Origin of the sequence: Niastella caeni, from assembly GCF_004834005.1 — a bacterium.
GTDB lineage: Bacteria > Bacteroidota > Bacteroidia > Chitinophagales > Chitinophagaceae > Niastella > Niastella caeni.
Window position 1 is genome coordinate 126,342 of sequence record NZ_STFF01000009.1, and the last position, 23,065, is coordinate 149,406.

At 43.5% G+C, this 23,065-nt stretch carries 20 protein-coding genes; 17 read left to right on the forward strand and 3 right to left on the reverse strand.

The genetic code is table 11. The features are described from left to right. Positions 1–61: 61 nt before the first annotated feature. The 10 genes from FAM09_RS25450 to FAM09_RS25495 all read left to right on the forward strand — a co-directional run bounded on the left by FAM09_RS25450 (position 62) and on the right by FAM09_RS25495 (position 9,355). The gene (locus FAM09_RS25450; protein WP_136579987.1) at positions 62–1,201 is read left to right on the forward strand and encodes an NAD(P)/FAD-dependent oxidoreductase; all 1,140 of its coding nucleotides are present in this window, start codon (positions 62–64) and stop codon (positions 1,199–1,201) included. Then, positions 1,185–2,696 carry a hypothetical protein gene (locus FAM09_RS25455; RefSeq protein WP_136579988.1) on the forward strand — a complete coding sequence of 504 codons (1,512 nt, stop codon included), beginning with the start codon at positions 1,185–1,187 and terminating at the stop codon, positions 2,694–2,696. Before FAM09_RS25450 ends, FAM09_RS25455 begins: the two co-directional genes overlap by 17 nt. 93 nt (positions 2,697–2,789) lie before the next feature. Continuing rightward, complete coding sequence (locus tag FAM09_RS25460; RefSeq protein WP_136579989.1) at positions 2,790–3,239, forward strand: energy transducer TonB; 450 nt, start codon at positions 2,790–2,792, stop codon at positions 3,237–3,239. 61 nt (positions 3,240–3,300) lie between these two features. Then, a complete protein-coding gene (locus FAM09_RS25465) occupies positions 3,301–3,750 on the forward strand; it encodes an energy transducer TonB (protein WP_136579990.1) in 450 nt (149 codons plus the stop codon). A gap of 592 nt (positions 3,751–4,342) precedes the next feature. After that, the gene (locus FAM09_RS25470) at positions 4,343–4,849 is read left to right on the forward strand and encodes a GbsR/MarR family transcriptional regulator (RefSeq protein WP_136579991.1); all 507 of its coding nucleotides are present in this window, start codon (positions 4,343–4,345) and stop codon (positions 4,847–4,849) included. A 136-nt stretch (positions 4,850–4,985) separates the two neighbouring features. Then, on the forward strand, positions 4,986–5,822 hold the full coding sequence (locus tag FAM09_RS25475) for a DCC1-like thiol-disulfide oxidoreductase family protein (RefSeq protein WP_136579992.1): 837 nt from the start codon (positions 4,986–4,988) through the stop codon (positions 5,820–5,822). Between the two features lie 317 nt (positions 5,823–6,139). After that, positions 6,140–6,511 (forward strand): CoA-binding protein, encoded by a 372-nt coding sequence (locus FAM09_RS25480; protein WP_136579993.1) that lies wholly within the window; start codon positions 6,140–6,142, stop codon positions 6,509–6,511. 179 nt (positions 6,512–6,690) lie between these two features. Further along, the gene (locus FAM09_RS25485; protein WP_136579994.1) at positions 6,691–7,149 is read left to right on the forward strand and encodes a hypothetical protein; all 459 of its coding nucleotides are present in this window, start codon (positions 6,691–6,693) and stop codon (positions 7,147–7,149) included. Positions 7,150–7,220: 71 nt separating this feature from the next. Further along, entirely contained in the window at positions 7,221–8,819 is a 1,599-nt protein-coding gene (locus tag FAM09_RS25490) for a T9SS type A sorting domain-containing protein (RefSeq protein WP_136579995.1), read from the forward strand. Between the two features lie 62 nt (positions 8,820–8,881). Further along, complete coding sequence (locus FAM09_RS25495; protein WP_136580082.1) at positions 8,882–9,355, forward strand: ribonuclease H-like YkuK family protein; 474 nt, start codon at positions 8,882–8,884, stop codon at positions 9,353–9,355. A 120-nt stretch (positions 9,356–9,475) separates the two neighbouring features. Here the strand turns inward: FAM09_RS25495 and FAM09_RS25500 are convergent, their stop codons facing one another. Then, the gene (locus tag FAM09_RS25500; protein WP_136579996.1) at positions 9,476–10,198 is read right to left on the reverse strand and encodes a GTP-binding protein; all 723 of its coding nucleotides are present in this window, start codon (positions 10,196–10,198) and stop codon (positions 9,476–9,478) included. A gap of 146 nt (positions 10,199–10,344) precedes the next feature. Between FAM09_RS25500 and ubiE the strand changes: the two genes are divergently transcribed. From ubiE to FAM09_RS25515, 3 genes are all read left to right on the forward strand, one after another. Then, on the forward strand, positions 10,345–11,097 hold the full coding sequence (gene ubiE, locus FAM09_RS25505) for a bifunctional demethylmenaquinone methyltransferase/2-methoxy-6-polyprenyl-1,4-benzoquinol methylase UbiE (protein WP_136579997.1): 753 nt from the start codon (positions 10,345–10,347) through the stop codon (positions 11,095–11,097). A 26-nt stretch (positions 11,098–11,123) separates the two neighbouring features. Continuing rightward, the gene (porT, locus tag FAM09_RS25510) at positions 11,124–11,810 is read left to right on the forward strand and encodes a type IX secretion/gliding motility protein PorT/SprT (RefSeq protein ID WP_243751780.1); all 687 of its coding nucleotides are present in this window, start codon (positions 11,124–11,126) and stop codon (positions 11,808–11,810) included. Positions 11,811–11,874: 64 nt separating this feature from the next. Next, the gene (locus FAM09_RS25515) at positions 11,875–12,114 is read left to right on the forward strand and encodes a hypothetical protein (RefSeq protein ID WP_136579999.1); all 240 of its coding nucleotides are present in this window, start codon (positions 11,875–11,877) and stop codon (positions 12,112–12,114) included. A gap of 228 nt (positions 12,115–12,342) precedes the next feature. On the opposite strand, the gene FAM09_RS25520 is transcribed toward FAM09_RS25515, so the two are convergent. After that, positions 12,343–15,456: a T9SS type A sorting domain-containing protein gene (locus tag FAM09_RS25520; protein ID WP_136580000.1), complete on the reverse strand. Its 3,114-nt coding sequence runs from the start codon at positions 15,454–15,456 to the stop codon at positions 12,343–12,345. Between the two features lie 219 nt (positions 15,457–15,675). Between FAM09_RS25520 and FAM09_RS25525 the strand changes: the two genes are divergently transcribed. Next, complete coding sequence (locus FAM09_RS25525; RefSeq protein WP_136580001.1) at positions 15,676–17,481, forward strand: tetratricopeptide repeat-containing sensor histidine kinase; 1,806 nt, start codon at positions 15,676–15,678, stop codon at positions 17,479–17,481. Between the two features lie 19 nt (positions 17,482–17,500). Then, positions 17,501–18,289, forward strand: a complete 789-nt coding sequence (locus FAM09_RS25530) for a LytTR family transcriptional regulator DNA-binding domain-containing protein (protein ID WP_136580002.1) — start codon at positions 17,501–17,503, stop codon at positions 18,287–18,289. Between the two features lie 358 nt (positions 18,290–18,647). On the opposite strand, the gene FAM09_RS25535 is transcribed toward FAM09_RS25530, so the two are convergent. Beyond that, a complete protein-coding gene (locus FAM09_RS25535; protein ID WP_136580003.1) occupies positions 18,648–20,348 on the reverse strand; it encodes a hypothetical protein in 1,701 nt (566 codons plus the stop codon). 33 nt (positions 20,349–20,381) lie between these two features. Here FAM09_RS25535 and FAM09_RS25540 point away from each other — a divergent pair, with 33 nt between their 5' ends. Both FAM09_RS25540 and FAM09_RS25545 read left to right on the forward strand, forming a co-directional pair. Then, entirely contained in the window at positions 20,382–21,722 is a 1,341-nt protein-coding gene (locus FAM09_RS25540) for a dihydroorotase (protein ID WP_136580004.1), read from the forward strand. 26 nt (positions 21,723–21,748) lie between these two features. Beyond that, a complete protein-coding gene (locus tag FAM09_RS25545; RefSeq protein WP_136580005.1) occupies positions 21,749–23,062 on the forward strand; it encodes a MutS-related protein in 1,314 nt (437 codons plus the stop codon). Positions 23,063–23,065: the final 3 nt, after the last annotated feature.

Below are 23,065 nucleotides of genomic sequence, written 5' to 3' on the forward strand. Positions count from 1 at the left end.
GCCATTTTCGGGAAGCGGAATCGTATTACAAAACTTGTATGATTACATTGAAAACTGAATTTTGAACCCTCAACCAAAATATGATATAGCCATTGTTGGTGGAGGACTGGCCGGACTTGCGCTGGCCATTCAATGCGCCCGTGCGGGTTATAAAACCGTGTTGTTCGAAAGAGAAAAATATCCGTTTCATAAAGTTTGCGGTGAATATATAAGCCTAGAAAGCTGGAACTTTTTGCAGGACCTCGGCCTTCCGCTCAGCGATATGCAGGTACCTATCATCAACCGCCTGCTCATTACAACGCCCGATGGAAATTATATTGAATCGCCTTTGCCACTGGGTGGTTTTGGCATCAGCCGGTATACGCTCGATCATTTGCTGGCCAACATTGCCAGGCAGGAAGGCGTTACCGTGCTTGAAGAAACCAAAGTGGTAAATGTAGTGTATCGTAACAACGCTTTTCTGGTTTTCACCAATAAAGGCGACACAGAAGCAACCGTGGTTGCCGGCGCTTATGGCAAACGCGGCAACCTGGATATAAAATGGAAAAGGCAATTCACCAAAGTAAAACCCAATAAACTCAACCATTACATTGCCGTAAAGTATCACATTCAAACGCATCATCCTGCCGACCTCATTGCCCTCCACAATTTTGAAAATGGCTATTGTGGAATTTCCCAAATTGAGGAAAATAAATTTTGCCTTTGCTATTTAACTACGGCCGCTAACCTGCGCAAGTGCAGGAATGATATTAGCAGTATGGAAAGAAATATTCTTATGAAAAATCCTTTCCTGGAGAAAATCTTTTCCAATGCTGAAATACTATACGAAGAACCATTGACCATTTCCCGGATCTCCTTCAACCAAAAATCACAAATTGAAAACCATGTTTTAATGATTGGCGATACGGCCGGCCTGATTGCCCCATTATGTGGCAATGGCATGAGCATGGCCCTGCACAGCAGTAAACTGGCTTTTGAAGAGATCAATTCGTTCCTGCAGGGACGAATTAACCGGTATGAAATGGAGATCCAATATACCCAGCAATGGGAAAAACAATTTGGCCGCCGATTACAGGCCGGACGATTGTTACAAAGTTTTTTTGGCAGCAGCTTCCTATCCAACGTACTCATAAAACTGGTAAAACCATTTCCAAAGTTTGTAGCGTTCCTAATACAACAAACGCATGGAAAGCCATTTTAACAAAGGGAAATTTATTTTGCTTGCTTTCTTATTGCTCCTGGTTTACTTACATGGTTATACGCAAAACTATTACGCCATCCAGGGCAGTAACTATGCAGGTAGCCTGGGTATTGGCAATAACCCGGCCTCTATTGTAAATACACCTTACAAATGGGATCTCGATATACTGTCGGTACAGGTGAAGAATGCTACCAATGGCGTTGTCATTGAAAACTATTCCCTGCTCAGCGATCCCGGTAAATCACAATACAGGTTCCGCGAAGGCGATTACCGGCGGTTTGCCTATACCGATTTCAACATCAACCTGTTAAACGCCCGGTATGCGCTCAACCGCCGGCAGGCTATTGGCGCTGGCATCAACCTGCGTAGTTATGCGCAATTAAGTACAGGCCCCATCAACTTTATTGATACGTTAAAAACTACCCGCGACTTTCTTGATCTGGGCAATTATAACCGGAAATTATATGGTGATTTCGTTCATAGCAGTTGGCTTGAATTTTTTGTTACCTGGGCGCAAACCATCTGGGACCGTGCCGACAGACGGCTCAATGCCGGCATCACAGCAAAGATCTCCCGCGGTCTTTCAGGCGCATATATTAACGTATTGAATGGAAGCACAACTCAAACAGTACATGGCAATTCGTATGCCTATACAATGCAGGATGTATATGCAGAATATGGTTACTCGCATAACTATGATACATGGCAGAAGGGAAGAAGCCGCAATCAAAACGTACGTGATTTTTTAAATTATTCCCGGGCCGGCTTATCGCTCGACCTGGGCGTTGAATACCTCATAAAACCCGGAGTGGTCTCTTCTGTTTTTGATGAGGACGACTATTACGATTACGACTGGAAAATTGGTTTGTCATTATTAGATATAGGTTTTAATCAATTCCAGTATGGCCGCAACAGCCGAATTGTTACCGGGTTCCAGGATAATATAATCGATACAGTGCTTGATGTACGATTTACTGATATAAGCAACCTGCAGGAATTTAACGACCGGCTGGAAGGCATAGCAGGGAACATACAACAACCTAACGGCCCGTTTAAGGTGGTAAATCCTGCCCGGTTGGTGTTGAATGTTGACCGTTATTTATTTGGCGCCTGGTACGTGAATGGTAACGCATCGCTCAACCTTTCTTCATTAAGCGGCAGCCAATGGCGGTTAACCGAATTAAATATGTTAACCATTACACCGCGTTGGGAAACCAAACTGTGGGGATTTTATCTTCCGGTACAGTTCAATACAAAAGAACAATTTTGGGTGGGCGGCGCTTTTAAAATTGGACCATTGCTGCTAGGTGTTCATAACTGGGCCAACGTGTTTGCCAAAAACAAAATGCAAAATGGCGGCGGATATATTGCGCTGGTCATACGGCCGGGAAAAAGTACCACCAACCGGCTCGACAAAAGACTGGATTGCCCAAAAGTTGGTACCAAGTTTTCCAAAAATCGTTTGGGCCAGAAGTTAAGTTGCCCGCCTAATTAAGTCAGGTAAACCCCACAGCTTTTGTTTATCGGTAATTATTTTTATTTTACAGGTCTGTAACTGATATAAAAAAATCTCAATCTGACCTGTAAAATGAAAAAATTCACCTTAGCCATCGCGTTATTGTTTTTCATCTACCATAGTTCTGCACAAGCTGACACGTCAAAAAAGATAGGTACTGTTTCTATAGAAAACGCTCAGGTAAATACGGCTGAACCAACAGATTTTGACGACAAGGTCTTCACAAGGACAGAAATTGAACCTTCATTTCCGGGCGGAGCTGATTCATTGAAAAGCTTCCTTGCGAAAAATCTTAAATACCCCCAAAAAACAGCAATAAAAGACTTTCAGGGCGCTGTTTTACTTCAATTCATTGTAGCCCGGGATGGCGCCATACAGGATCTTGAGGCTATCTCCGGACCAGAGGAGTTTCGACAAGCAGCTATTGATGCCATGAAGAACAGTCCCAAATGGGTACCGGCCAGGCAGAATGGCAGAATTGTAAAATGTTACAAGAAGCTGCCTGTTTACTTCAAGCCGTAAATTGTTTTGAAGTATCACTACCGAAAAATCAATAAAAATTTACCCAAACCTGGTTTATAGCATGAAAAAACTAATTTCTGTAATTTCATTATTGCTTTGCATCTTCCAAGCTTCAGCACAAAACGATTCCACAAAAAAGCAAGTCATAACTACTGTTAAAAGTGATACCACCCAGAAAACAAGAAATGCTGAAGGGGCATTATTGAAAGTAGAGGTCGAATCGGAATTCCCGGGCGGAATACAAGGGTGGCAGACCTTCCTGCATAAGAATCTTACCTATCCTAAAACAGCAATCAGTAAACGTATTCAGGGCATGGTCATACTTCGGTTTATTGTATGCACAGATGGAACGGTTTGCGATATAGAAGCGATCAGCGGGCCGGAGGAATTACGACAATCGGCCATTGACGTCTTGAAGAAAACGCCTAACTGGATCCCTGCCATGCAGGATGGCAAACAGGTAAAATCGTATAAAAAGCAAGCTCTATATTATCTCCTTGACGATTTTTAACCTCTACGGCCACGTAAAATCTATACAAAACTAAGTACGGGCGTTGGCGTAGCTAACGCTCTTTTTCATTTTATAAAACGCTCATTCATCTACTAGCCCAGGTGACACTCCTTTTGATTCTACTTAACCCACATTTTTTCAATTGCGTTTTACTAAATCGATTATTATTTTCCAATTGCTTTAATTCTATTTATTTCAAATTATCAAGGTTGTTGCAATCCTAACTTGAAGGCTAAACCGGTTCTTTACTGTATCGATCGTCCTTCTCACATGGACTTCACAGGGACTTAACAGGGACCTCACAGGGACCTCACAGGGACCTTACCCGGATCTTATCCTTGTGACGTCCCTGGAAGGTTCTTGTTATATGCTTTGTATACCCGAACAAAGTGGACAAGATTTTAGGAAAAGCCGCGCCAAAGCCAGATCATATTAGAAATAAATACAATAATACATTTCACACAAGGTTGGAGCATATGACCAATTCATCCTACATCAGCTGTCTCTGGTTACAAAAGCCGCATCATCAAAATTTCACTAATTTTTGAAATTTCAGAAACACGGCCTATCTTTGTGCTGAGGAAGAAAAAATATGCAACTGGAAGAAGCCCAACAACAATTCATTGCCAACTGGGGAGCATTCGGCTCACACTGGGGTATTAACCGCACCATGGCGCAAATTCATGCCCTGCTGCTCATTAGTCCCGATCCATTGAACCAGGACGATATCATGGTGAAACTGAACATCAGTCGCGGTAATGTGAATATGAATATCCGTGACCTCATCGACTGGGGACTGGTGAACCGCATATTGATCCCCGGTGAACGAAAAGAGTTCTTCTCAGCAGAAAAAGATATCTGGAAAGTAGCCACGCAAATAGTGAAAGAACGTAAGAAAAGAGAGCTGGACCCGATGTTGCGCCTGTTAGACCAGTTAGAAGACGTGGAAGGCGATAAAAGTGATAAGCACATTAAACAATTCACAGAAACCGTGGGCAGCATCAGGCGCTTTGGCTTGCAGGCCGATAAAATGCTCGATGGGTTGGTGAAAGCCGAAGAAAACTGGTTTCTGGGCAACCTGATGAAAATGTTCAGGTAAGCCCCCACTTACCTCGTTGCTGGTTGTGTGAGTAACAACAAATATTTCTTGCCTGCTGCCAGACAAGCAGGCTCCAATATATTAACCGGTTTACCGGTTTTTATTTGCCTTCATTATTTCATTAATTTCTGAAATTATGGAAAACACAGACAAAATTCTTGTATACGATGATGAATGCCCACTTTGTGTAGCTTATACCAGCGCCTTTGTTAAAACAGGGTTGCTTACAACCGAAGGACGTAAACCCTTTTCAGCCGCCAGCCCCGAATTGTTACAAGCCATTAACTGGAAACGCAGCAAGGATGAAATTCCCCTGCTCGACCTCAATACCAAACAGGTATGGTATGGCATCGACGCGCTGTTGGAAATTTTAGGGCAAAAAATGCCGCTTATTATACCCATCGGCCGGTGCAAACCGGTGAACTGGTTCCTTAAAAGGCTGTACAGTTTTATTTCCTACAATCGTAAAGTGATTGTAGCTGCTAAATCCTCGCCTTCAAAAATTGATTGCACGCCTTCTTTCAACCTGTTTTACCGGTCGCTTTTTTTGATCATATTCCTTATCGCCAATACCCTTATGTTGTACCCCGTACATCAGCACCTGTTATCGCAAATTCCCGGGTATTCACTAACTACCGGGCAGTTAATGGCACTACATGGCGTTATAGTTGTCATCAATTGCATACTGGCGCTGTTCTTACCAAAACAAACAGCCTTTGAGTACCTGGGTCAGGTAAATATGCTCGCGCTGGTGACCCATTTATTGCTGATCCCCTTACTGATCACTGATGCTTATTTAAATCCTGGCAGTTGGGTAAACTTTATGTACTTATCACTGCTTACCATTGTCATTTTTAAAGAATACTTCAGGCGCATGGATTATGCGAATATCCTTAGCCGGTACCGGCTGATAGTCTCCATTAACCTGGCATGCATTATTGGAATGTGCTTATGCCTGTTTGTGCCTTTTTAAAAAATGAAGTGTTTGTAGCTACTTTTTATTGAAATGAAAAATAGTCATTGCAGGTGGCACTGGTTTTATTGGCCAGGCAATGGCCCGCCATTTTGGAAAAGACAATCATGTAATAACGCATTGGAATAAGCGCTGGCAAACATATTCGTAAAACCCACAGGAAGAAATACCATCTATTCTGTATATATCCGCGCTATGTTGATAGCAGTTACCAGTAGTAAAAACGCCAAAAACGATTGACACCCACTTTTTGTTTACCCGGAAATATTATAGTTTTACCAGGCAACTATTTGGGTAAACAGGTTGTTGTATAGCATATGGAAGCAGGTAATAAAAAAACACTGGTATTAGGCGCTTCGGAAAACCCTTCGCGATATAGTTTTTTGGCTATAAACAAGTTACGCAGGCATCAACACCCCGTTGCCGCTATCGGCCGTAAAACAGGCCGGGTACTGGATGTTGATATTACAACCGAAAAAAAGCCCATAGATACGGTAGATACAGTTACTTTATACCTGAACCCTACCCATCAAAAAGAATACTACGATTATATCCTATCACTGCGACCCAAACGCATTATTTTTAATCCAGGTACAGAAAACGCTGAACTCTACGACCTTGCCAAAAGCAATGGTATTCAACCATTAGAAGCCTGCACGTTAGTGATGTTAAGTACAGGCCAGTACTAAGTGGCGATGGTAAATACCCTTAGTATAAGCCATATTTAAACACTCATAACTTTCGATTATATCCCCACTGTAAAATAACCGCATATCATTTGCGTTTTATCTTTGTATTGAAAACAAGAGAACGTAGTTATACCCTAAGATCCGTACCAACTTAATCCGAATATCAAAAACCGTACATTATGAAAAACCTGAATGCTGCAGGGCTCTTAGTTGCTTGCATTTTTGCATTTCAAACACTATCCGCCCAGCAACAACCAATTACCCAGAAGCCTGCTTTGAATAAGGCTTTGTCGCTTGCACAACTTCCCGAAAAGCTGGAATGTAACCTTCCGGCGTTGAAAAAGATTTCTTCTACCCGTATATCTGAGCATGTAGCGCTGGCGCTCGGCAATTATGAATTTGCCGGTGAAGTTGTTGACAGAACACAACAGTCGGCCGGTGTTATGAGCATGAACATCCGTTCAACCAATATACCCGGTGCTTTTTGCACGGTATCGGTTATTACGGATGCCGACAATACGCAAAAGCTGGTGGGTAGAATTATTAACCCTAAGTCGGACGACGTGCTGGTGCTAACGGAAGAAAACAACCGATATTTCTGGGTAAAGCAGCCAAAACAGTTTTTCATGGTTGAATAACCATTTTGATCGCATAACCTTTTTAACCTTTGAACACTATTTAACTTAACCTTCCAAATCCATCTGATCCAATGAAAACCATTCTATCCGTCCTTTTTGGACTATCTGTTGCGATAGGGACAACTGCCCAGGTTCCCTTATTAAACAGCTACCCATCGGCCAGGGCCACCATTTTCCTGGACTTTGACGGACAATACGTAACCGGTACCTCCTGGAACTGGAGCGGTCCCATTAATGCCCAACCTTCGGGCTTTTCTGTCGATGGAATGACCCAGATCTTTAACCGGGTATCGGAAGACTACCGGATCTTCAACATTAACGTAACCACCGACTCTACCATATATGCAGCAGCGCCTGCAAGGCAACGCATACGGGTGATCATTACCCCAACTTACCAATGGTATGGCAGCGTAGGCGGTATCGCCTTCGTTGGCTCCTTTGCCTGGGGCGATAATACACCATGCTGGGTATTCAGCAGTTTATTAGGTAATAATGCCAAATATGTAGCAGAAGCTGTTTCTCACGAAGCTGGTCATACGCTGGGTTTACAACACCAAAGCGCCTACTCTCCTGCTTGCGCAAAAACAGAATACAACCCCGGGAATGGTACCGGCGAAACCAGTTGGGCGCCTATTATGGGTGTAGGTTATTATAAAAACCTTACTACCTGGCACTATGGCACCAACACGTACGCCTGTAACTATTACCAGGATGACCTGGCCATCATATCTAATGGAACAAATAACTTTGGATACCGTACCGATGATATTGGTGATCTGCATACCAATGCCACTTCCGTTGGCTTTACAACTACCGGCTTTACAACTACCGGCTTAATTAATAGTGGTGCAGACAAAGATGTTTTCAAATTCACCCTTTCCTCACCAACCTACATACACCTGAGCGCTGTTCCGCAAAATGTAGGAACCGTAGGGATCTATAGCAACGCAGGAGCCAACCTGGATATCAAATTGAGTTTACTCGACTATAAAGGAGACACAATTGCTAAATATAGTCCAGACAACATGGTAACTGCAGGGCTCGACAGCAACCTGAACAACGGCACGTATTACGTAGTTGTAGAAGGCACAGCGAATGCTAACCTCGTTGATAACAGCAGTGTGGGATATTATTCAATCGCTGCTTCACCCATAACCACTTTACCTATTCACCGATTGACCTTATCGGGTAAAGCAACTGGCGGCATGCACAACCTGAACTGGGTGTTTGAAGCAGATGAAGATGTTAAACATATTATCATCGAGAGCTCAAATGATGGTGTTCATTTTGAAACCCTGGCCCAGGTAAGTGAAGCAACAAAAACATTCTCGTGGAAGCCATTGACCGATAATGCCCCATTTTATCGCATCAGGGTAGTTACTACTGCCGATGACAGATCTTATTACTCCAATATTATTACCTTACGCGAGCGCGGTGATGCAAATGCCACTGTAAGAGTAATGAACACAATAGTTTCTAACTCAATAGTGGTGAATGCCGATAAAGAATGCAATTACCAGGTTGTGGATGGAACCGGCCGCCTGTTACAACGCGGACAACTGATTTCGGGAACAAATAACATTGATATAACAACTGCACAGAAAGGCCTGATACTGCTACGTGTACAAGGCGTTCAGGAGACTACCACCTGGAAATTAGTAAAACAATAATAACCATATGATTTGGTGAAAAACGGGTTTTTCGGTAAATTCGAAAAACCCGTTTCACTATGATGTTATGGAGAAAATTTAATGGCGACCCGATTGACTTGCCAATTATCGATGCCGTTGAAAATGCTATCAAACGCGAAACTGAAAAGGGATATCACCTTAAAGTTTGCATCGGTACCGATTCTCAGGTAAAGGGTGTTGAAACAGAATTTGCTACCGTAATTGTTTTCCTGCGCGAAGGACATGGTGGTTTTATGTTCATTCACAATGAAAAAACCAGGAAGCAGTACAGTATCAAAGAAAGAATGCTGGTAGAAGTGGCTAAAAGCATCGAGATTGCTTACGACCTCTGTCACCTGTTCAACCTGTATAATGTAGATATGGAGGTTCATGCGGACATTAATACCAATCCGCATTTCAAAAGCAATGATGCCCTTAAAGAAGCCATGGGCTACATTCTGGGGATGGGCTTTGCCTTTAAAGCCAAACCGGAAGCTTTCGCCAGCAGTAGCTGTGCCAACAAAGTAGTAAACTGATAACCCTCACGCTGTAAACGGAGGGTTTTTTAATGTTCAGTTGTGAAGTTTTCACAACTCGAGGATTTGTCGCCTTATGAAGAAAAGCTACAAGCCGCAAGCTTCAAACAGAACCACGAACTAAGAACGTTCTTCTTTCCCTGCCGCATTGAATTCTACATTACATTCATCTATAAACTGCAGCATCTTATCGCGCCCCATTTTTTTAATGGCGCTGGTTACAAAATGTCGCGGTAAGAATTGCCAGGTTTCCCGCATGGCATCTAAGAACGCCTTCACATTCTTGCTCACTTCTTTTTGTGTTTCTTTATCGGCTTTTGTAAACACCAGGCTGAACGGAATTTCCCATTCGCCCAACTGGTTTACAAAATCAAGATCTAATTTTTGCGGACTGTGCCGGCTATCGATCAGCACAAATACAGTTAACAGGTTTTCGCGTTTGCGCAGGTAATCCTCAATCATTTTCTCCCATGATTTTCGCTGCGATTGCGACACTTTGGCGAATCCATAACCTGGCAGGTCTACAAGATACCAGGCATCAACCCGGCCATCCCGATGCGATGGGGGAGAATAAGATCCTTTGCCTCCAGTGGTTGGGGAAGCAGCTTTTCCGCCTTCCGAACCCGGGCTTGGGAGGCTTTTTATATCAAAATGATTGATCATTTGAGTTTTTCCGGGTGATCCCGAAGTTTTTGCCAGCTTATGGTTATCACAAAGCATATTGATCACCGAAGATTTGCCCACATTACTGCGCCCAATAAAAGCATATTCGGGCCGGTCGGGCTTTGGACATTTGGTGTAATCCGGGCTACTGATGAGGTAGGAGGCTGATTGAATGATCATGCTGCAAGATAGAACTAGTTTGTGGTTTGAGGTTTGTGGTTTGTAGTTCTTTAAATTCAGGCTTCCAGACACCATTCGGAGTCGCTGAAAATCCGGAGGCCAACAACAAACCATAAACTACAAACTATAAACTATATTTGCCGCCCATGTCGAAATATTCACACGATGATATAGTGCCGTTCAACGAATCGAACCAGAGCAAAAAAGAGCAGGTAGCGGCCATGTTTGACCAAATTGCCTTCCGGTACGATTTCCTGAATCGCTTTTTGTCAGGCGGTATTGATGTATCCTGGCGCAAGCGGGCTATTGGCGAACTGAAAGAAATTCAACCCCGCATAGTGCTGGATGTGGCTACCGGTACGGCTGATGTTGCCATTATGACATGGAAATACCTTCGTCCGGAGAAGATCATTGGTATAGATATTTCGGAAGGAATGCTCAATTTGGGGCGTCAGAAGATTGATAAATTATTGCTATCTAAGCAAATAGAATTGTTAAAGGGCGATAGCGAGGCAATAAACTTTCCCAACGAAACGTTTGATGCAATTACCGTAGCCTTTGGTGTGCGGAACTTCGAAAACCTCGAAAAGGGACTGTCCGAAATGTTCCGCGTATTAAAGCCTGGCGGCAAAGTAGTGATCCTTGAATTTTCGAAACCCCGTAAAATGGGCTTCAAAAGTTTATATAATCTGTACATGAATATCGTTGCACCGCGTGCGGGGCAATGGCTGTCGAAAAACAAAGACGCGTACAAGTATTTAAATCAATCAGTTAAAGCATTTCCCGAAGGCGAAACATTTTTACATATTTTACAACAAGTTGGGTTTTCACATACCTCACTAAAACGGCTGAGTTTAGGAATATGTACAATTTATTGCGGCAGAAAAAAAGCCAGTTAAAAGTTTGGGCAGCAGGGCTAATGCTTATGGTCGCCTCACAACAGGTAAGCGCTCAATTAAGAGACCAGTTAAATCTTCCTGACCATGATAGTAAAAGATACTATCTGGGCATCGGGCTTATTTATAATAATTCCCGGTTCCAGGTAAGCCAACACAGTTCGTTCTTACAAAACGATAGTGTTATGGTAACAGAACCGGAAAATATCGGCGGGTTTGGTTTGGCAGGGATGCATACCTTACGCATCTCCCCCCGGTTCGAGATCCGGGCCATTTTCCCCCAGTTATTATTTGCGTACAAGAATCTCACCTACCATATAAAATATCCTGATGCGAGCAAGAACGAGCAAACCGTTATGACCAAACGGGTTGAAAGTATTTTACTCGGCCTGCCCGTGCATCTGAAATTCCGCAGCGATCGCATTGGCAATTTCAGGGTATACATGTTCGGTGGCGCCAAGTTCGAATATGACCTGGCTTCCAACTCCACCGCCCGTAAGGCCGAAGACCTGGTAAAGCTGACCAAATACGATTTTGGGGTAGAAGCCGGTATCGGGTTCAATTTTTATTTCCCGGTATTTATTCTGTCGCCAGAGATCAAGGTCAGCAATGGGATCTCGAATATCCACTCACGTGATGTAAATCTTAAATATTCCAGTGCTATTGACAAGCTGAACTCCCGGATGATCGTTTTCTCGCTGATATTTGAAGGTTAATGCAGTGCAGGCTGGGGTAACTTACAGGTTGAAGTAATTCTTCCAACGGAATGGCTTACTATTTATGGAATTTCACATTCCGTTGTATCTTACTATTCTCACAACCCCGTTATATGAAAAAACCCCTGCTCATTATGGCCTGTTGGCAACCCTTATTTATGCCTGTAACCAAAGCGGTAAAACGTTTAATTCCCTGCTCAATACCGGCAAATTACCAACGCAATTATTCAGCATCGACATAACAAAAGACACTACCCTGGTTACAAAGAACGGGGGGCCTGCAACTCAGCGACATTACCTTTAAAGTTGATGATGCCAAAAACGCAACAGAGTTAAGAACAGCCATAAAAGAATTAAAGAACGCAGAGCAGCTTAAACCGAAGAATTGCGATTGTGATTGTTTTACAAAGGAGGCTGAGGATTGGACACAAATAAAGGATAGTATACCCAACCTATACTAAATTTTTTATCCTATAAAGAAGAGGCCATAACTGTTGCTATGGCCTCTTCTTTATGTTTCAGCACTTTACTGTTATTTCGCCTTCTGTATCCGTTGGTTCCATACAACTTCATTACCGGCAATCACCTGCAACAAATACATGCCTTTTGCCAGCGCGGCAGAGGGGTTCAATGAAATCGTATTATTACCGGCAGAAAGTATCCTGTTGGTTTTGTATATCTCCCGGCCTGTCATATCTATCATTCGTATAGCTACTGGCAATACCTTACCGGAATACACCTTTACACGTATAAGACTTTCAAACGGATTAGGTGCTACCGACAACACGCTTACGTTGCCGGTGGTGTTGGCAATACGAATTACATTGCTATATCGCCACTTGCCATCTGTATCAACTGTTCGTAAACGATACCAGACATTATTGACCACAGGGTTATTATCGGTGTAGTTATATTTTATACGCGATGTACTGTTGCCGGTTGCCGCAACAGTGCCTATCTCCCTATACTGTTGTCCATCTTCGCTGCGTTCAATAGCAAAGTGATCAACCTGCTCTTCCATTATGGTTTCCCAGGTAAGCTGCGACTGGCCATCTACATAGCGTCCGGTGAAATACGAAAGCGTAACCGGTAATACTGCACTCACTGTAATGGAAGCCGCCGCGGTTGACAAACAACCTGCACCCGATAAGGAGACCGCTTTAACAAGCACATTATAGGAACCCACCGAATTGAACGTGTTGGTAGGCAATGATAAACTGCTGCCGGTTCCCCATTTAGATACTGCATAGTTAGTGGTGCCGGTGGTAGCATCGGTTAGCGCGTAAATAATGCCCGATTGAGTTGTATTCAAATTATAGGTAACGGTTTGCCCAGTTTGAATAGAAGCTGATGTGGGCGTAATAACCGGTGTGGTTGGCGTTGCGCAACTTAACGTAACACTGGAACTGCAATCGATTTTCTCAGCAGCACTGGTTGCCTGGGAAGTTACTGTTAATACCCCGCCAGCATATAAAGTATTACTATAGGTTGAATTCAATCCGGAAATCGTCCAGGCAGTGGCGCTGGTTACACTGGTAGAGCCAATGCTGGTTCCATCAAGATATAAACGGATAGTACCGGTAAAAGCAACCGGTAACGAACCGGTTACAGAAGTAGCAGCGGCCGTATACGATCCCGTTATAGATGGGCAAACAGTAGTGGCAGCTAATGCAGAAGCCGCTGTAGAAGCAGCGCTGGCTGCACAACTTCCATTCTGCTGGGTAGCTGTATAACTCCTGGTAGCTATGGGCGTATAGGTGATGCTCCACGTGCCGTTCGATTGCACGGTTGTTGTACCAATGCTGACGCCGTTTTCATAAACGGTCACTACGGTACCTGCAGGCTCGCCTGATTTACCGGCGATCGTTGTTGAACCTGTAGACAGGTTGCCATTATTATCGGTAGTGATAACAGGGGGTGTTGTAAAACACATAACTGTGCGGGAAGCCGCCGCACTTACACAACCGCCGCTTGCCTGCGCTACCACATTTACCACATCGCTTAATGACAATACCAGGTTGCTGAAGCTGTAATTACCTGAACCATCGGCCGTGGCTGTGGTTTGCAATTTTGCATTTATATACAATCTTACGGTAGCACCACTGCCGCTGGCCACATTTCCTGAAACGACAGTTGAGCTGCTATATAAATTAGTTTGTGAAATGGCAGGCGTACTGGCCTGTGTAAAGTTAAGGCAACTGAATACCGGACCTGATTCACATTTGCTGGTTTCCTGGGCCGTTACGGCATAACTGCCATCATTGATATCGTTGCTGGCGCTGGTACAGGGATCAACACCACCCCCGTTGGCGCCATCATACCCCCAGGTTGTTGATGTAGGATAAAAGATGCGATAAGTGGTAGAATTATCATCTGCCAATAAAGTAATTCCGGAAGTGGTAACCGTATATAATCTTACGGAAGCATTGGCAGGCCGGGTTCCGCTCACTCCTTTACGGGTAAGACACGTATAGGTTAAAATACCGGTTGAAGTGGTATTGGCGGCAGAGCAACTAACCACCTGCACGCTGTTCGATTGTAAACACATCGATTCACCAGTGGCTTGCGCTTTGGCATACAACACATCGCCATTGCTTACAGTAATCCCATTAATGCTCCAGGTATTACCCGTAGCAACCGTAGTAGTTCCTGCCGATACGCCATTCTTATACAAAGTAATGGTAGCAGTAGATGGTTTTGAAACATCAAGGGATGTCCAGCTACCGGTTACGGTAATGCCGCTACCTGCCTGCACCGGACTGGTTACGGTAGGCGCTGCTGTACAGGTTGCCCCTACCCCGCTGCCACTACTGGCAATATTGGTCAGAGTAATAGAAGGCGTATTATTAATAGCTACTTCCCAGCTTTTCATGGGATCGTTATAAGATGCGTCATTCACGCCATAGATATCCGATTTCGGCCCACCTATCGCGGCCGTGGGCGCCATTACTGTAGTGGCCGTCATCCGTAACGGAGTGGATGCTGTAATGCCTAATGCACTTATGGGTACATAAAAATCATAAAAGTAATCAGGGGTTGAAGATACCGTTGATAATGCCACCGATACCTGTGCATTGGAGTTGATGCCGTAGCTGTTGATCAAAGTGGGCGAACTGGTTCCATCAACATTATAAGCGGCCACGCGAAAATTGGTCTCCAGCACTATTTCCAGTTCAAAACCCGGATTGCCATTCACACCCGTAGTAGCAGCCTGGTAATTGGGATCGGCATAAGCGCCGGTGTTGCCCATTTTACCGTCGGTATCTATCAATACACTATATCCTTTTGAACCGCTCACTATGCTGCCAATCCGCAAGCGGAACAGCAGGTTGGAGCCATCGTTATATACATAAAATCCGCTGCCATCAACCTGGCGAACGAGGTCGCTGTATAATTCAGCAGGCCCGCGCATGAGGTCGGATGTAGGTTCCAAAATAGCGGGGGGAACGGTTTTATACGGAATTTCACTTTCAGTAATATCACTTGTTGCAAAACCGCTGGTGGTAGCCGAGGAAAAACCATCACCATTTGGATTAAGCGGCGTAACACCATTACCGGCCGCCGGCCGCACAATAATACCGGGCGATTGAGCCATACCGGTAATTATAGCCAGGTTGAAAAGCATAATGAGTAATGCTTGTTTCATAGTTTATTGGTTATAAAGGATAAGCGCATTTCCCCGCCAAAATATTCCATGTTTAAGCGTCATTAATACAGGATTAAATGAAATTCCCTATTCAAATACAGACGACTGCTTAATTATTTATTTATATCATATGTGAGTGTGGCAGCGGCTTTTCAGTTACATTTGCGTACAAACCCTCGTGACCTGATTTGTAACCAAACATACCTTGCTATAGTTGGCTTGCTATTGCTATGTAATGTAGGACCTGCCCACACACAGGATCGCCTGGCGAAGCAGGATAGCATAAGAAAACTGCTTGCTACCCACCCCGATGATTCATCAAAGGTGAAACTGCTAAACAGTCTTGCATCAACGTTTTACCAAACCAGTTCAGACTCAATCAGATACTATTCTTCACTGGCTGTTCAATTGGCCCAGCAACTATCCTATCGCCGTGGCGAAGCCGATGCAGAAGCACACCAGGCCGCGTATTACAGAATAAAGGGCGATTATACCACGGCCCTGAATAAGTTACTGCACGGAATAAAAATATATGAAGAGCAGCATGCCATAGCACCGGCTGCCGACAATTACCTTGATATAGCGCAGGTGTATAAAGATATGGGAGGTGATTCCAGAACCATGGAATATATCAACAAAGGGATTGACTACAGCAAGTATGCATACAACCTGTTCAACAGCATTCACGATACAGCGGGCATGGTAGAAAGCCTGAACATGTGCGGCATATTGTACCGTGATATTGGCAAAACAAACAGTCGTAAACACTATTACGATAGTGCTTTTGCCGTATATACTAAAGCGGTTACCATGGTTGAGCTATCGGGAAAAGGGAAGAAAAGCACCAGCAAATTATACAACAACATCAGCCAGGTATATAATGAATACTGGAAAAATTATGATAAGGCGCTAGAATACCTGTTTAAAGCCGAAGCGCTGAATAAACAAAACCACAACCTCTCGAGCCTGTCATATAACTATGGAAATATCTCACTCGCCTATACCCAACTGAATCAGCCAGCCCAGGCACTTGTATTTGCCCGGAAGATGTTGGAAACATCCCGCCAACTGGAGCGGCCGGAAAGAATGCGCAATGCGTATAATTCCATGCACAATGCCTTTGCCGCCGCCGGTCGTTACGACTCTGCCCTGCATTATTACAAACTGGCCGATGTGCTTGACGATTCGCTGAACAATGTGGCAAAGACCAATGAGGTTGTTGACCTGCAAACAAAATATGAAACCGGGAAAAAAAATTCAGAAATACAGCGCCTTTACACTGAAAGCCTTGCAAAAAATAAACAGATCATAATACTGGTTTCGGCCCTGGTGATATTTGCCTTACTTACCGCCTGTATGGTTTGGTTATACCATCGTATAAAGAAACAACGCCAGGAAATTACCAACCAATCGAAGAGGCTGGAAATAATGATGAAAGAACTGCACCACCGGGTAAAGAACAACCTGCAGATCGTAAGCAGTTTGTTAAGCTTGCAAACCTATAAAGTGCAGGATGAAGAAGCCGTGCTGGTTTTGAAAGAAAGCCAGCAACGGGTACAGGCCATGAGCTTTATTCATCAACGCCTGTATAAAACCGAATCGCTGACGGCAGTAAATATGAAAGAATACCTGACCGACCTGGCCGAATCACTGGTATCGTCATACGGCTTTAACCGGGATGATTTCGATCTATACATTACAGTAGAAAAAGAAATGCTTGACATAGACAAGGCATTGCCCATTGGGCTTATCATCAATGAAATTGTGACCAATGCCCTGAAGTATGCTTACAAAGAGATCAACCGCCCGGCATTGCACGTTACGCTCACCGAAGAAGATACAAAACTGGTTTGCGCAATAAAAGACAATGGCATTGGCATTGATGAGCAACAGTGGAAACAAAAGAAAAATTCTTTTGGTAAACAATTGATAACCGCCCTGTGCAAACAGCTTCGGGCGCAGCAAACGCTTGTTGTTAATGAAGGCACACAGTTTACGATCACGATACCAAAACAAGTAGCATAGTGGTGTATAAATAAAAGTTATGGCTGCAGAAAAAGTAAACATATTAATAGTAGAAGATGAAAGCATTGTAGCGCTTGACCTGGCCAATGGCCTGGAGCAGGATGGCTATAACATCGCCGGAATTGCCGATAATGCCGAAGAAGCCCAGCAATTGTTTATCGACAATGAGGTAGATATTATCCTGATGGATGTGAATATTATTGGCAAAAAAGACGGAATAGATACGGCCATCGAGATATTAAAACAAAGAGCGGTGCCCATTATTTACTTAACTGCCTTCACCGATGCAGGCACCATCAACAGAATAAAACAAACCCACCCGGCAGCCTTTTTATCAAAGCCCTACAGCCTTACCAACGTACGCATTGCCATTGACCTGGCAGTGAATAACTTTGCTGTTTCCCGCGAACAACAATCAACCGGAAAGATCATTCCGCTTGATAAAGACAGTAACCGCAACACCACTTCACCCGAGCGGGAAATGATCCTGCGCATGAACGACCACATTTTTGTAAAGAACAATTACACCTTTATAAAACTAAAGCTTTGCGATCTCTTGTATATTGAAGCTGAAAATAATTACGTTTCCATTATCACCACTGATAAAAGGTTTTTATTGCGCTTATCGCTAAACCAGTTGCTGGATAAGATCAATTACAAAGCCCTGGTGCGCATTCATCGCTCCTATGCGGTAAATATCAATGCCATTCAATCCTTTAACGAACAGGAAGTAGAAATTAACGGGAAGCACCTGCCCATCGGAAGAAATTACAAGGAAGAGTTTTTGAAGCAATTTGATTTCAGGTAATTCACCCCTCACAACCGCACTTTCACATACAAAATCGCGTCATTTACATACAAGCGGCCATTTCATGGCCTTTTGAGCAGTAGTTTAGCACCCGTTATTAATCACTGTAGTTAAAAAGGAAAAGCAACATAAACGGGGTTCTAATTTTTTTGTACTAGTAGTTCAAAAGTTTAACAGGAGTTCTAAATAGATGGTTCCAATGGTGATACCCAAAACAGGGTCGGCTTATCACCATGAAAAAAAGCAGGTGACAATTTTGCCGCCTGCTTTTTTATTGGCCTCCCCCGGCCCCCTTCCGGGATGGGAGGAGAAAGCTTTTTGTTCCGCGTTCTGCATCAAGCGTTTTGCGCTAAGCGTTCTAATAATCATATTCCCGCCTGAACATATTCATTCGAATACCGGCTGTAATGATCGAAGAATTTCTATCTGCAATGGTGGGTACACCCGTTTTATAATTGCGAATAAGCGCCGAAGCTTCCAGGAACAGGTTTTCCCTTACTTCATACGATACCAGCAATTGGGCATTTACCCCGGTTCCGCGCGGACCATTGGGTAACTTGTAACCATAATCACCGGAAGAACGACTGGTATTGACCATGAAAATATTAGAGCCTATGTTACTATCAGCTGTATCGGTACCCTGCTTCCAAACAATTAAGCGGGCAGAAGTTGTTAATTTAGGATGTGGTTGATACCTGATAATACCAATGGCCTCCACAAAATTAGCTCCCAATGGATGCGCCATGGGTTGGTTATAATGCGTATAATTAGCCAGGCTATCGTAATGGGAATAGGTAAATGGCCTTACCATGTTGATCTCACCCTGCAGGTCAAGATTTTTAATGCTAAAGGCATTGATGTATTTGGCGCCCATTTGAATGCCGAATTTATTGGCCCACCATCCTTTTCCGCCACGCACTTCTTTCAGTACAAACTCATCGAGCAACCATTGGCCATATAATTGCAAACGTTTCGCTATATTGGCTTTAACATCAATTCCCACAAACGCATTATCCGCGCTGCCATTTTGTTGCTCGGCCAACCGCAGGAAGATCACCGGGTTCAGGTAAGTAAAATCAAAATGATTTTTCCGGTCAAATACAACGGCTTCAAAAACACCCACGTTTAACCAGGGAGTAACGTCCATGCTTAAATGGTGCATGGAAGTATATTTTTTATCGAGTAATTTATTGCCGGAATTGATATTAATGGTTTTCGGTGTTAATTCGGTGAACAGGTTCAGGTAGTTGAACTTCCAAATACGGGTATTGATCTTTAAGAACAGGTAGCTATTGCCAAAGTCGCTCAGGAACAAACTGCGGTAGCCGTTGCCAATAAAATTTTTATCATACCCAAATTGAAAATCCAGGTATTTGGCAGCGGTAAAATTGATAGAACCACGTGCATCAATATAATCGGTACCTGTTTGTTTAAATCTTTTATAAAAGCCATAACCCTGCACAGCATTAAACTGGCTTATTCTATCCTGTACAAAAAGCGGAGCCCTTTCCTGGTTATCGGTTATATAAGCCGAAAAGCCGAGCTTTTTGGAAATTAATCCGCGTACAGTAACGCCTTTTGTATTTAGAAATAACTGATCGCCTGAATTATTGCTTTCAAAGGATAACTGTTGCTGAAGTACGGGGTTAACAGTAAAGAAGAAATCCTTTACATTCACTTCCAGTAAATTGGCCTTTGTTTTATAAAAGGTATTCCAGATGTTTTTCCTGCTATAAAAATCACTGGTATCGCCACTGGTCACCCATTCAGAATTATTCATCAATAAACTGCGCAGATTATATTCATCTACCTTCGACAACAACTGGCCGCTGGATTTTTGTATTGAATCGGCCTGCTCCGCAATGCGTACAGCTATTTTACGGCTCAATGGTTTCACTGTAGAAAGGTTCAGATCATCATTTCTTTGCAACAAGATCTCAAGGCGGTTCAGCAAAGCCTGGTGCTTGGTACCCTGTGGTAAATACGTTGACTGCGCAAACAACCCAAATGGAAATAATAAAAACAATAAGGGGACAATGGTTTTTATAATATATTGCATGGCCAGTATTTAAAAATATTATTTTTTCAAGATATGCAAAATTACCTGATTAAAAATATAATGGTCGTGAATGAAGGTGTTTCGGCCGTGCAGGACGTACTTATTAAAAACGGCCGCATTGAAAAGTTAGGTCGCAGCATTCAACCAGATATTTTAGTTACAGAAATAAACGGCGAGGGTTTGCATTTATTACCCGGCGCCATTGACGACCAGGTGCATTTTCGCGAGCCCGGCCTTACACACAAAGCTACCATTTATACCGAATCGAAAGCTGCGGTAGCCGGAGGCGTTACTTCGTTTATGGAAATGCCCAATACCATGCCGCCGGTATTTACACATGAGTTGCTGGAAGAAAAGTATTCCATCGCCGCCAATAGCGCATTGGCCAATTACTCATTTTACATGGGCACTTCCAATGAAAATGCCGATGAAGCCCTTAAAACAAATATTCGTAAAAAAGATATTTGCGGCATCAAGATCTTCATGGGGTCTTCAACCGGCGGATTGCTGGTTGACAACTACCTTACGCTTGATAAAATTTTCCAGGAAAGCGAGGTGCTTATTGCCACCCATTGTGAAGATGAAAAGATCATTAAAGCCAATTTTGAAAGATTAAAAAAAGAAAAAGGTGTTCTGGAACCCGCCGATCATCCACTAATACGCGATGAACACGGTTGTTTTGAAAGCTCCCTGGCAGCCATTCAGTTTGCCCAGAAGTATAACACCCGGCTTCACATACTGCATATAAGCACAGAAAAAGAACTGGCTTTATTTTCGAATATGAAACCGCTCGGGCAAAAAAATATAACGGCTGAAGTGTGTGTACACCACCTGCATTTCACCAGCAACGATTATGCACGCCTGGGTAATCTTATAAAATGTAACCCCGCCATAAAAGCACCCAATAACCGCGAAGCTTTATGGCAGGCACTGCTCGATGACAGATTGGATGTGATTGCCACAGACCATGCGCCGCATACCTTCGAAGAAAAAGGCGGGGGATATGAAAAATCTCATGCAGGCTTACCCCTGGTTCAGCACAGCCTGTTACTCATGTTGCACTACGTAAAAGAAGGGCGGATCTCGCTGGAAAAAGTGGTAGAAAAAATGAGCCATGCCGTTGCCACCTGTTACCAGGTGGCCGACAGAGGCTACATCAGGGAAGGATACAAGGCAGATCTGGTTATTGTTAATATGAATGCAACCACCACAGCTACAAAAGAAAATATATTGTATAAATGCGGCTGGAGCCCGCTGGAGCAGTTTACCTTCCCGGCGGCCATTACCCACACGTTTGTAAATGGCAATTTGGTTTATGGAAATGGTCAGTGGAATGAATCTAATAAGGGAGAACGATTGTTATTTAATCGGTAACTTACGAAAACATAGGAGAAGGATTCATGGAACTAGACAACACCACCTATAACGACCTTTCAGTATTTCAGCATGAGGAAGAGTTTTCCATTTTTCACCGGCTTTGCTTTACCCGCACTTCGCAGGGCCGGGACTGGCTGTTAAAATATTTCAGCAATCCGTTCAGCGATCTGCGGCCAATATTGGAAACCCAGCAGATCCTTCGGTCGATACTCGTTAGTATTGACCAATGGCCTAATGAAATAAGCAATGGAACATTGATGGTCATTGAAAAGTTCTATGATAGCAATGTAGATGCAATTCCCAATGCGAACCTTTTACATGCCTTTACCTATAAAGTTTTCAATGGCGCCGATTTTTCATTGGTACGCTATTCCATTTCGCATTTCTCAGATTTTTTAAAAGGAATGCATCAGTTGATACAGTTGCTTGATAAAGATGAAGCGCCTTTACTGATCCGCACTTTTCTTCGCCGGGCAGCCGACCTGATGAATAAACCGGTGTTGATTGAACTGAGAGAACGTGAACGCGGCAAAGTATTTAGCTGGACGGAAACCTTGCATTATGGCAGCTACGTAAGGGACCAATTCAGAGTACCCGTTCTGGAATTAATTGGCATATACGGCCGCATCGATGCCTGGTATTCCATGGCCGTGGCCATAAAAAAATTAGGGCTGGCTTTCCCTGAATTTATAGATCAGCCTCAACCATTTATCGACGCAAAGCAATTGTACCATATTCTATTGTCTACCCCTACCCCGTACGATGTACGGTTAAGCCACGACAATAATTTCCTGTTTTTAACCGGCGCCAATATGGCTGGCAAAAGCACTTTCATTAAAGCCGTTGGCAGTACTGTATTTTTGGCGCATTTGGGCATGGGCGTACCGGCCCAGGCTATGCGACTTACCCTATTCGATGGGTTGTTGAGCAATATCAATGTGGTAGATAATATCGTAAAAGGAGAAAGCTATTTCTTCAATGAAGTGCAGCGGATAAAAAAAACCATCACAAAAATTAACGATGGCCGCAAGTGGCTGGTGCTTATTGACGAGCTGTTCAAAGGCACCAATGTGCAGGATGCCATGAAATGCTCTTCTGCTGTAATAAAAGGGTTGATAAAAATAAAAAGCTCGCTGTTCATTTTATCAACCCACCTGTATGAAATTGGGGAAGAGTTGAAACAATATCCCAATATTACATTCCGCTATTTTGAAACGACCGTGCAGGAAGATCAACTACAATTCAGCTACCAGCTCCGGGAAGGCGTCAGCAACGACCGGCTGGGTTACCTGATCCTGAAACGGGAAAAGGTGGTGGATATGCTGGAAAAATTGTAATAT